The organism is Paeniglutamicibacter selenitireducens (assembly GCF_051550675.1).
Lineage (GTDB): Bacteria > Actinomycetota > Actinomycetes > Actinomycetales > Micrococcaceae > Paeniglutamicibacter.
The window spans coordinates 91,027-103,665 of the sequence record NZ_JBPULF010000009.1; the positions used below are offsets into that span (position 1 = coordinate 91,027).

Annotated in this window: 4 protein-coding genes; all 4 read left to right on the plus strand. The window is 59.6% G+C overall.

The features are described 5' to 3' along the window. Position 1 precedes the first annotated feature (1 nt). The 4 genes from ACSYDW_RS15160 to ACSYDW_RS15175 all read left to right on the plus strand — a co-directional run bounded on the left by ACSYDW_RS15160 (position 2) and on the right by ACSYDW_RS15175 (position 3,914). A complete protein-coding gene (locus ACSYDW_RS15160) occupies positions 2 to 547 on the plus strand; it encodes a Jag family protein (RefSeq protein ID WP_438339566.1) in 546 nt (181 codons plus the stop codon). Between the two features lie 25 nt (positions 548 to 572). After that, positions 573 to 1,214 carry a 16S rRNA (guanine(527)-N(7))-methyltransferase RsmG gene (gene rsmG / locus ACSYDW_RS15165; protein ID WP_438339567.1) on the plus strand — a complete coding sequence of 214 codons (642 nt, stop codon included), beginning with the start codon at positions 573 to 575 and terminating at the stop codon, positions 1,212 to 1,214. A gap of 65 nt (positions 1,215 to 1,279) precedes the next feature. Then, entirely contained in the window at positions 1,280 to 2,407 is a 1,128-nt protein-coding gene (locus ACSYDW_RS15170; protein ID WP_438339568.1) for a ParA family protein, read from the plus strand. Positions 2,408 to 2,693: 286 nt separating this feature from the next. Next, the gene (locus tag ACSYDW_RS15175; RefSeq protein ID WP_438339569.1) at positions 2,694 to 3,914 is read left to right on the plus strand and encodes a ParB/RepB/Spo0J family partition protein; all 1,221 of its coding nucleotides are present in this window, start codon (positions 2,694 to 2,696) and stop codon (positions 3,912 to 3,914) included. The last annotated feature ends 8,725 nt before the right edge of the window (positions 3,915 to 12,639 follow it).

The following is a 12,639-nucleotide window of genomic DNA, read 5'->3' on the forward strand; positions in this document are numbered from 1 at the left end:
CATGAGCGATGTTGATCAGAGCGTAGTTTCCGACCCTGCAGATACCGACGTCGAGGAGCCAAGCAACACAACCAGCAGTATCGAAGAGGAAGGCGACATTGCCGCCGACTACCTCGAAGAGCTGCTTGATATTGCTGACCTTGACGGCGACATCGACATCGAAGTTCGCGGCGGTCGGACCTACATCTCGATCGTCGGCGAAGCAGAGGACGAAAAAGCCCTCCAGCGCCTTGTGGGAGCCAACGGAGAGATCCTGGATTCCCTTCAGGAGTTGACCCGGTTGGCCGTACTGACTGCCACTGGCAACCGTTCGCGCCTGGTGCTGGACATTACCGGCTACCGTCAGGGCCGCACCGGTGAACTCGAGCGCATTGCCGAAGCAGCAGTCCAGAAGGTTCGCGAGACCGGCGAAGAAGTCCCCCTGGAGCCGATGAGCGCCTACGAGCGCAAGTTGGTGCACGACTTCGTTGCGTCGCTCGGAATGCACAGTGAGTCCGATGGCGAAGGAAGCCGCCGCCACATCGTCGTATCAAACGACGACGCCTAAGCACACAATCAAGGAACTCCCTTTTATGAGCAACGAAGTTGAACTGACAGCTGAGGAACGCGAGGCGGCCAATACCGTCTTCGGTGACCGACTGAGCCTTGCTGAGCGCTACGTGCAGCATCTGGCGACCTCGGGCATGGAACGCGGCCTGCTGGGCCCGCGTGAAGTCCCACGGCTGTGGTCCCGCCACGTCTTGAACTGCGCGGTCGTTGCAAACCTGATCGACGAAGGTTCCCATGTTGCGGACGTGGGAAGCGGGGCCGGCCTGCCGGGGCTCACTTTTGCCCTGGCGCGGGCCGACCTCGAGTTGACCCTCATCGAACCGCTTGAGCGTCGCTGCATCTGGCTGCACGAGGTCGTAGAGGATCTTGGCCTCGACAACGTCACGATCATGCGCGGGCGGGCCGAACAGGTCGTTGAGCACGTGAACGCCGATTTCGCCACCGCCCGCGCAGTCTCCGCACTGACAAACCTGGCCGGCCTTACGATCCCCCTGCTTCATGGCAAGGGTACTGTGCTGGCGATCAAGGGTCGCTCGGCGGGTGAAGAAGTGGAGAAGGCCTCGAAGGTGATTCGCCGCCTCGGAGGCAAAAGCACTGAAGTCGTCACCGTTGGCGAAGAGATCCTCGCTGAACCGACCACCGTGGTACGCATCCACGTCGCCTAGAGCTTTAGCGATAGGCTGTATCAGGTGGCATAGCGCCACCTACTGGGTTAGTAGAAAGAACCGTTTTGAAGCGAAGCGTCAACAAGATTCCACCGTTTGCAGCCCTTTTCGCTTCATTCAGTTCACCCGACAACAAAGAACAACCTGAAGAGATTGTTTTGCCACAGGCAAAGCATGTTTCACGTGAAACAATCTTCTCAGCGCATCTGGAACTGGATGCGGATGAAGCGGTTGAACTGACCGATTCCGATGGAGAGGACATAGTGGTGACGAGGGAACCTGCGCCAGCACCAAACGTTTTCGATACGACTGACGACAGCTCACCGCTTGCTAGCCAGCTGGCCAGTGAACACAAGCGTCGCGAACGCTTGAGCAGCCGCAAGCTGCCCAAGCCGCCGACGACTCGGTACATGACTGTCAGCAACCAAAAGGGTGGCGTGGGTAAGACCACGACGACCGTCAATATCGCTGCCGCATTGGCCATTGCCGGGCTCAACGTCCTGGTGATCGACATCGATCCGCAGGGCAACGCTTCGACGGCGCTCGGTGTCGAGCACCATGCAGATGTGGACAGCATCTACGATGTCTTGATCAACGACCTTCCGCTTTCGGAAGTGGTCGCACCTTGCCCGGATATCGAGCACTTGACGGTCGCGCCGGCGACCATCCACTTGGCTGGAGCCGAGATCGAACTCGTCTCTCTCGTGGCCCGCGAGCAGCGCCTCCGGAGGGCCTTGGACCAGTACGCAAAGTACCGCGAGTCCAATGGCATGGAGCGCCTGGACTACGTCTTCATTGACTGCCCCCCGAGCCTTGGGCTTCTAACCGTCAACGCCTTCGTGGCCGCGCGTGAGGTCTTGATTCCGATCCAATGTGAGTACTACGCGTTGGAGGGCCTGAGCCAGCTCCTTAAGAATATTGAGATGATTCAGAAACACCTGAATGCAGATCTCACGGTATCCACGATCTTGCTGACGATGTATGACGGGCGCACCAACCTGGCAGCACAAGTTGCCAGCGAAGTTCGCGAGCACTTCCCGAACCAGGTCCTCCAGGCATTGATTCCAAGGAGCGTCAGGATCTCGGAAGCTCCTAGCTACCAGCAGACTGTCATTACCTATGACTCCAGCTCAACCGGCGCGCTTTCCTATCTGGAAGCGGCAGCAGAGATTGCAGAACGTACCAATCACTAGCTGTTTTCGAGGTCGTGCCGTCAATCATATTGACCGCGCGGCCTCGAGTCCGGTGCTTCTGACGAGGGTTCGCTAAAGCATGCAATTAGAGTTGATCTGGTCTTTAATCTGAAATTTGTTGATCCTAAGCTCGCATGATGATTGTCCCTACCCCGGGTAGGGGCAATAGTGGTCTTGGAAGGGTCAAAGGCCACACCCAAGAGCCGCGTCCGAAACAATCTAACGCTTACAAGTAGAATTGCCTTGAGTTCAAGGTAGCAATGGTGTCGAAAGGGAGATGCATCCAATGTCGGAGAAACGACGTGGTTTAGGACGAGGTCTTGGTGCGTTGATTTCCAGCAGCCCTGCCGCCGACACTGAGGAGGAAACTCCTCAGAATGTTTCACGTGAAACATCGAAGACGGCGGTTGTGAGCACACCCGCTACCCCTGGACCAGCAGCCCCGAAACGAAAGACCTCCAGCGGAACCGCGGCGGCCAAGAAGGTTCGGCCGGTAGACATGTTCTTCGTCCCGGGTAAGACCGAGGAGGAAGCTGCGGCCGAGAAGAATACGGCCTCTACGAGTGCCTCGACTCCGTCGGCGAATGCGAAGAAGCGTCGCGCTCAGATGCCTGGCCTCATTGCAGCTTCGGGTGGCCGTGCGGGGGAGAGCCTCACTGAGCCAGATCCGAGCGAGCTCGTTGCAGTTCCTGGGGCTACGTTCGCGGAGCTTTCCGTTAATCAGATTCACCCGAACCGCAAGCAGCCCCGTTCCTACTTCGACGAAGAACACATGGACGAACTCGTCCACTCGATTCGCGAAGTCGGCCTCCTTCAACCGATCGTCGTTCGTCCGTCGCGTGAAGACGACAAGGAACCGTACGAAATTGTCATGGGTGAGCGCCGATGGCGTGCAACTCAGGCAGCCGGCCTTACAACGATCCCTGCGATTGTTCGCGAGACCCACGACGTCGACCTGTTGCGCGACGCTTTGCTGGAAAACCTGCATCGTTCGCAGCTGAACCCGCTCGAAGAGGCAGCTGCCTACCAGCAGTTGCTGAGCGAGTTTGATTGCACACAAGAAGTGCTGTCCGAAAGGATCGGGCGGTCTCGCTCGCAGATCTCGAACACAATCCGGCTCATGAAATTGCCTGCGCTGGTCCAGCGTCGGGTGGCCGCCGGCGTCATTTCCGCGGGCCATGCTCGAGCACTTCTTGGCTTGGCCGATGCCATCGCAATTGAGCAGCTCGCCCAGCGCATCGTGAACGAAGGCATGTCGGTCCGGGCCACAGAGGAAGCGGTGGCGCTCAGTGCGGGCCAGGAGAAGGCCAGCAAGACGGCGGAACCGAAGCAAAGCCCCCGTCACGAACGACTCGACTTCTTGGCCAACTCGCTCTCTGATCGACTGGACACGAATGTGAAAATCACGCTTGGTGCCCGCAAGGGCAAGGTCAGCATCGAGTTCGCGAGCGTTGATGACCTTAACCGAATCATGAGTGTTCTGACACCTGAAGGCACGGATAAGTAGGTCCAGCTCTACGCAAATGGTGCGAGTGTTTCACGTGAAACACTCGCACCATTTGCGTATGTCCCTTCGTCCAAACCGGAGAAAGATGATTGCGGTCCCGCGACGACTTTCCGTGTGGCCCACTGAAGAAGGGGAAGCCTCGCACCGAAACGACCCCTGATGACTCGCGGGTGGAGGCGGGTCCATATCCGGATGTTCGTGGCACGGGCGATGACCTGCTGCGCCGTTGGAGAGCAGTCCCATCCGACTCGAACCGTGGGCATTGCAAGGAATCCGCTGCTTAGTGCTTGCGAACCTATCAGGGGAGCGCGGCGCCTCTGCAGCTCGTTCAGGTGAGAAACCGTGAAGAGCGCGGGCTTATCCGGAGCCTCAGCCAACGAGCGCCAAGCCGAACTCCATCCGCTGTTTGATGCGCTCAACGTTCCAGGGCGCCGTCGCCGGGCACGGCCCAAGGACGCCTTGGGGATCGTATGGAATCCGGACATGGTTCCCTCACTGTCGACTCCACCGTGATGGTTCCGGATCACATCGCCCACGGAGCTATTCACGGGAAGCCGAAGACATCGGGGAAGGCGGGGGATAGGGGGTCCTTCCGACCAGTACGGTGCATGCACTCAATCGCGCATGGGCCGCCCCACGCGACAGGTGATTGCGTGAGTCGGCCTGCTAATGAAAGGGAAACCCTTCGGAGCACCGTGTCGAGACAGACCTGCTCTCCACGGTGTTTCACGTGAAACATGAGTATTCGACGACAAGGCACCACGCAACAGTGCGCTTGGAAGCTACCCCTGTGCAAGGCAAGCGGCACGTGAACGGGCCGCCATATGACCCAAGCTGCCCCACGTGTGTTGAACGGCCGCAAGAAGCTCTGCCGGTCCGCCATGTCCAGCCTCGATCTGGGAGGTATTGCGGATGGTTTCTGTCCGTGACAGGGCCACGGTATACGCAGGGTCCGATTCGCCTGTGCAGGATCGCCCTGAGGCGCTGGGCAGGAAGTCTAGGAAATATCGATGTCGAGCCTGTGCTTGAGCGGCAATCTGAACCATTTTTCGATGGCAGCGTCCTCCAGCGATCACTCCGCGCCCAAACGAACGTGACCGATGGTGGTGGGCGGTGTTGATGATCCATCACGCAGGCCTTTCTGCCCCGAGGGAATGGAACCGTGAGACGCAGAAGCCGGAGGGTGAAGTGACGCCAGACCAGCTCTTCGGAGCGCATTGTGTGGGGGACGGTCTCACTGGCAGCTCCCGACGTGGTCCGCCGCATCGCGATTCTCACCTCTTCCGGGAGTAGCGAAATGCATCTTGGCTTGTAGTCGACTAACGGTCAGCATCCGGACACGTTGGCGCACAGTGTGGGAATGCCGCTTGCCGACAACCTCGTGACTCGGAACAGTTGCCTTGAATGCTCTCCCGAGGAGAGGTTCGCATTCCAAAAAGTATGGTCGCTATTCGAGAACTCGTGTCGCTCCCGGCGGCGAATCCTTATCGCGCGGACAAGTTGCCACCTGCTCCTTCGCGAGCCCCCCAATGCTGTGGTGGAGGTTCATCCGGGAAGGTCTGGACCCACTCCCGGAGGATCAGCCGAAGGATTCCCGGCATCTGTCTTGTCTGGCCGCTCGTTCGGGTCTCAGCGCATTCTCGAACAACCCGGGGACACTTTGGGTCAATGGCCGGGAGATTTCGTCGGATACCGTGAAATTCTTGATCGACGCAGGCGTCTGCCCCGCCTGCGTCGAACTAGCGTATGCCGGTGTAGGGCACTGGGAGCTTCGTTCGCACGATGTGAACTGCAGGAAATGGGAAGCGCTTTGAGAGTCTGACGATGGTGATTGGTCCACAGCTTCCCCGGCAAGAGCGGGGTCAGCAGCTCGGCTCCGGGGACCATACCTGTAGACGTGACCGTCGACTGCGGGCTCTCACAGCCGACGGCTTCGAATGCGGATGACTCAACAAGAGCGATGGGTTGGGGCACTTCCGCGAATGTTTGATCCGGTAGAGTTCGGTGTTCGCATCCGGCCCGTTGCTGACCGCAGTCTCCGACCGGAGCTTGCGGGAGCTCGTAGACAGCGATTGCTCAAGTACACGAGGGAAACGGATGTACCCACACCGTGTACTGCGTGGACGTTGCGGAGTGCCCTCGGTCAACGAAGAACGGTGAATCGTGCCGACGATAGACGCAGCCGCCGTCATTCAGCCCAACCGAGCACGAATGCTGGAGGCGCGTGGCCATTGTTCAGTGGTTTCAACCTGGATGGGCCCATCCCAAGCCGTTCCCCTTGGGCATGAACATTGTTGCCATGTTGTTCATAGCGCACGCCGGCAGAATATCAGCAGCATTCCGCCCAGATATGTTCGCCTGCTCATTCCGAGTGGTCCGTCAACGAGGTTTGCTATGGGGGCGGAGCTAGAGACGTCCTCGAAGGCCATGCGAACGCCGAAGGGTGATAGTCAGGCAATGCCGGAGCAGACGGATAGGTCGATTGCCTTCCGCTTCGTGGCAGCGCATGCGTCCAGACGATCAAGCAGAAGACTACCGGGCCGCGCTGTATCGATGCACCGTATCCATCACTCATCTCCCATGAGCGGGCAGGTCGGATGGGGCGGGCAAACCACTACCGGGGAGCGAGACAGTGCGCGAATGTACAAGAGGCAACGATGTCCGGCCCGGACGCTAGCGCGCGTCGGGTAGAGCGCCGACGACCCGCCCGCCGAGTCGCACTGGAATGAACGTAGCCTAGCCATCGACGTTCTGAATGCCCAGCTTCTTCCAGCTTTCCACCTCCTGTACCCTGCGGAGCATTTGAAGGCCCCTCAGGGGCGCGTGAGGTGCAAGGAATGACAAGAGAGCCCAGAATTGACCATGCACCGCCCAGAGAGGCCTTCAATGCCCGCGGAGTCGCGAGTTCTGGCCGTCGGATGTCTACCGGACGAGAATGTGCTGCCTGAAGCGTGAACGGATTGCCCCAAGACAGCACAGCAGCCAAGTACCTTGTCGATTCGGATTGCGGGTGGGCCAGAGAGAGGCACTGTGGGCTAGCGGCCACGACATGATTGATCAATCTAGAAACTACGGACAGGCAGGATAGTGAACGACATGGGTTTCCAAAATCCCGTGCCGGAGGATTGATGTGCCTGGATCCTTCCGGCCTCCTCAGGACTAACAGCAACCAGGCCGGCGGCAGGATTCGGAAGAAGGACGAACCGCACTGGTTCAACGAAACGTCGTCGTTCATTAAGCGATGGACCGAAAAGATCCCGATACAGAGTCATGGACACGTGGCCAGGGACTCGGCGGGCTTGCCTGGCATCCGCAACAGTCCATGCCACGGAAGGCGAGCGGAGCGGAGACAACGGCAGGTGTCCCATGAATCTCGAAAACAGGCGCGGCGGAACCATGCTCTCCATTGGGTCCGGGCATTCAACCAGGAGTGACAAGCAATGAATCGGCGCCCGAAGGGATATCCACGGGGGTCTCATTTGCGTCTAGCCGCACTTTCGATGAAAGAGGCGATGCAGCGCTTTCCCCATAGTCGTGCGGCTTTCAACCGTCGACTGAGGGTTCTCGATGGGTGGGCCCGCGCGACGAGAAGGCCAAGACCACTGGGGGGGGACTTCGCGATAGGGAATACTCGCTGTCATGGGAAATCATCCGCAAGTGGTGGTCGATGCCATGGATATTTCCATCGAGGATCTCCAGCGGCTTGATGGGGGAATAGTATCCCAAGTATCTGATCAGGCCGATGGTTCCCGCTCTTCGTGCACATGTGTCGGCTTCAGCTCTCGCTCTCGGCGAGATGGTGGACCCTCCAGATTCAGACAGCAGACAAGGACGCGTCCATCGTCGGCAGGATAGAAAACTCCGCCTTTCGATCTCGCGTTGGTGCGAGCAGAGGCCCGTCTTGGACATTCGTTGGGCCCGTGGCCGCGCAGTGGCATTGCGCGGAGCAGTTCGTCCGGCAGGCGCAAAGCGGTTCCTCGCACGACCCCTGTTCATGACCGCGAGACAACTCGCGCTTCCCACTGCGGACCCAACGCATACCATCGATGGCAACACAAGTTGAATACCGCTTGCTCGTGCCGCTTCCCGCTTTCAGCGACAGCAGGAAGCCCACCTTTGAACAAGTACGGACGGAACACGAATCCCGGACTTCCCATACAGCAGGGCTAGGGCGGCGAAATTGAGCAATACTGCTGGCACGAATAGTTCTGGCCAGGATCAAGTGGGGGAGGACGGTGCTTGCCCTACGTTGGTGGGCGGGGGGTGCTGCCGGACAACGCCACCTGGTACCGCCGCGTTTGCCTGTCTGCGGCCAGCCGGCACGGGCCTGGCCCAGAACCCGGAGACAACAGACCGAGGGTTTCCACTTCGTCGAGCCGGCTGCTAGATGAGGGCATCAGCCACCAACGACGTTCATGCCTCGGCCTTCCAGTCGGAGCGGTGTTCATGTGGATGACAGTGTGTCCGGCATGCCCGCTGCTAGGTCGTCTAATACTTCCTCTTGTGGGGAGCCCTCGATACTCCTGTGGCGGCCCCTTGGAGAAGATGTGCATGTTCTCCTGGGGTACCCCAATTGCATTGCTGGATGCTGCTGTCGCGAACATGCGGCCGACCACGTAGCGAGCTGGTACTGCCCAGAGACGGGCCGATTGCCCAGTAGGAGGCAATGGGCACGGTGAAGTCCCGGAAGGACCAAACAGCCTCCATCCTGCCGGAGGCAGGGGTCGTTGTCGGATCGCACTACCGGGCGGTGGCTCTGCAGACACCTTGACTCCCATGGAACGTCGCAGCGGCTGAGCGGTGCTCTTGACGCAGTAGCGCAGAACGACCGGTACCAGCGGTTCGGCTCGCACGTCTGCTCCTACGCGGTCTTGGACAGTATCATCCACAACGCCATCCCGATTGATATCGGGGGCAACAACATGAGAGAGAAGATCGGCGCCGTTCAGGAATAGATGGAAGCGTTGGAGGCGGGCAGCCCCAACGCCGGGCGGTACTGGTTCCCGCCGGCACTACCGGTGGCACCCAAAGTGAATTGTGGGTGGTCCCCAAAGCGTCGAATAGTGAGACGTCGTAGGTCGTCCTTCAGGTGATGTTCGGGAACATTCCTGAGGGTCAGCAGACAATGCTCGCTCGCTTTGTGTGAGTCTGATGCTCGGGAGCGAGTGGCAGCTCGCCATGCCGATATCTTCAAACGGCGAGTGGTTCCACAGGACCATGGCTTGGCGACAGCCTCGCGGATCGGACAGCTTATGCGTATCGAAGCCGGATGCCCGTCGCGTTGCCGTGTGAGATGTCAGGCGATGGATCCCCGATGCCGCGATTAATTTCCAATACGAGTGGGCTGCTCCCGGTGCATCAGTTCCGGCACGCGATGTTTCTGCAAACAACTTAGATGTACCGAGTTCTTGGATCGTGGGAATGGCGTCCAGTGTTGCCGGATGTACGAGCGTCCTTCGCACCTGGTGCCGTCGAAGCGGGGGCATCCCCGAACGGAGACATGATCTTCGCATTTGATTCCGGCAAGGAAGGAAAGTCAGGGGGAGCATCGGGCGGTTCCCTGATCAAAGCAAGCTGTCGCAAAGACCTGTTTGTGTTCTCTGACAAGTTGATGAAGTCGCATGGTTTTGCCCGGGGTCAACAATGTATGGGCTCTGCCGGGAGTCGAGCGTCCGCGTGTGGGGCGCCAATGGAACAGGCGCGGCCTGGATTGGTCATTGGATCGGCCAACACATTCGTTGCCATCTCCTCGGGATATCTTCGTATGCCCTAAAGGAACGGCCGATGAAGATAGCAAGGGCGGTCGTGCCTGGGATACTGCTAGGTTCAAGGACTCGCCCCTGCTTTCCCTATTCCATTCCATGTTTCAGCTGCCGTGAAATCGCAGGGTGATGCTCAGGGAAGAGCCGGTTCCAAGTTTGAACAGGGATGGTCACTGATCTGCGATCCGAAAGTGGAAGCCCTCGAGCACAGTTCTCCATCGGTAGGACCACGCAATGCACCTTGCCGAAACGACTGCGGCAACGTGCCGGAATGGTCGTTGCGCCTCATCGCCGTGACAGCTGCCGTCACGTTCCAGATCTACCGACGACCCTGCCACCGGTCGGTCCCCGGGATACAAGGCAAGATCGATCCCGTGCCGGACGAGGCAGCAAGGATTAACTGGAGCGGGGGACACAGGTCAGATGCAACGGCGGCCCACGCAGCTGTCCGGTTTCGGCCCTGTTTCTGGCACACCTCGGGCACTGGATGTGCAGGGCATCCTTGCATGTAGCACTCGTGTAGGAGGGTTATCCCGCGGGATCCGAAAACCGTCACCGGGGGTCAGTGAATCCAGCGCCAGAGGGATATCGGGCTGCGTCCATGCGGCTGCCACCGCGCATTGTCTGGGTGATGGGGAATTGACGGGATGGGCGTGGCGAGGGTGACCCCTTCGATCCCGCATCGGCACTCGAACCTGTGGCCCATGCATTCGGGAAGACGGGGACGGTCGAAATCGGTCGAGCTGGATGACTGGCGCACAACAGAAACATCGACGTCGTGGTCACCGGTACCGGGGTCGAACCGTGTGGGAGACACCGTCGAGACCGCCCTCTTATGGCAGTCTGGACGAATTGGAGTGAGGTCGGGCAATCACTTTCGGATCATGTTTCACGTGAAACAACCTTGTAAGTGAGGCCGAGTAAACACCCGCTGCAACTTTGGACGCATTGAATTTGTACGTTTCACGTGAAACATGGCCGGTCCGATGTCGTCGCGAACCACGCCCACGACTTCCAATCAAGACACCCGGGACTGCTTCGGCACGACGCCCCAAGGCGGCCGGCATGGAATCGCAGCGGGTGGAGATAGCCGCGAAGACCACATGCAATGCCCTCACATACCCTGCCTCGAGGCAGGGCACTGGGTCCTTTTTGGTGGGGATACTCGGCGCGCAGACGTTCCGGCGATCATGACTTAAGTCTTTCGAAGATGTGGTGACCACGTGGCGCCAGGCGGGACATCGGCGCGGATCTCACAGGGCAGCCCCCACCCTTCATTTCGAGACACCGAGCCCACCGTGGAACACCGTTCTCGCTCTTGACCCAGGGGTTTCTGGAGTGAGGCCCAGCGCAGGCCGTGGAGCGGGTTCTGGCAGCTGCAATTGCGGGCTCTCCGCGGGAGGGGGGAAGTGTTGATAAAGCGAGTGCTGACGGCCTGGATGCATATGCCCAGAAATTGCCAGTGCCGATTCATGCCAGCCACCAACGTACGTGAGGGATGCTGAGCCAAGCACCCACGGACACTGTGGTCGACATAGTGTCGTACTGGACCATGCAGTGCGCTTTCGGATTCTAGACTGCCCGTGGAGAGTAGCTGCGGACGGGCATCCTGAACCCTTGCAACCCACTCGTGCGGAGAATTCGTGGCCGGTCAAGTATGCCTGCGGTCTCGCGTCAGCGGCGCCCGTGACGCGTCGATGCGGAAGGTGAAAGGCATCAAGCCATTGCAACGCATAGAAGCTCCTCGCCCAACCGCGGAGTCTCAGGAATCTGTGGTTACTTGAATGAACTCGGTGGCGTCCGGCTATCGGGTAAAAGGGCGGACCACTGCCAGTGTCCAGAAGACTCGAGCGCTTGTCGAGGAACCCATTTGTCGTCGGGGAATTGGAGCCCTCGGATTCCCGAGGCCGCGCGATGCCGGACCGAACAATAGGTGGAGGTCGCACGTCGGGGAGGGGCTAACAGTTGCTACCATCCCGCGACCCACTCGAGATGCTGAGCCCGCTCACATGACGGGAAGAGCCCTAGTGGCAGCAATCATGAAAGAGCGCCAGCTGAAGGCAAGTCCCATTTGCCACTGGCACACAACGCCGTTGCCATTGGGCGGCCACAGTGCTGGCATGGTGGGACGGACAAGTGCCTGCATGCGGTGTTTACCCCTCGATATGCCGGTGTTGAAGGCCTCCTCCCGAACCTGCCCGGGGCAGTTGGTTCGTTGTAGCGAATCGGAATTCGGCCCGTTTGAAGGGTCTTGGAAAACATGGATCCTCTTGATGCTTCCGATCCGCGCAGGGCGGTTCAAGCTTCCGAGGACCCCGTCACCCGTGTGGTGGCCTCCGAGCTGGAACCGCCCGCGATCGACTAAAGAATGGCGAATTCCCGGGACGGGTATTTGCAGACGTGGCTCCCTGGGATCCGGCACACCGGGGTAGCGGCTGGTCGACACGCTTCACCTGACAATCGCCGAGTCCGATGTGGCGGCATTCAGTGCCTGCAGAGGGCAGCTCCAAGTCATGTGGGCGTCAGGGCGTGGCGGATGGATCCAGCACGTCGTCATCCGTTGAGCGACCGTCTTGGACAAGGTCAATCCGGTTCTATTCGTGGCATGGCTTGCCTGACTGCGGTTGAGCGTTGCCCCGGTCTTGCAGGAGCATTGGCAGCGCCGGAAAGCACGTACCGGATCCTAGGCCAACACCGCCCCTCGCGCCGGACGTCAACGTAGAAGCCGAAGCGTCCTCCGTTCCCTGCGGAGTCACGGCGTTGGCCAGGAAACCGGTGTGCTCAGCACCCACGCTCAGGATCGAGCACGAGGGAGTTGCTGCCTCTCGCGCGTGCTTGCGCGATCAGGAGCGCATTGGTTCGACTAACCAAGACCTCTTGGCCGGCAGCGGGCGTAGCTAAGAACCGATGCCGTCGAGGCGAGCCGTCCGTCGTGAACCAGGGGAGTGGTAGTCGGGACCCTA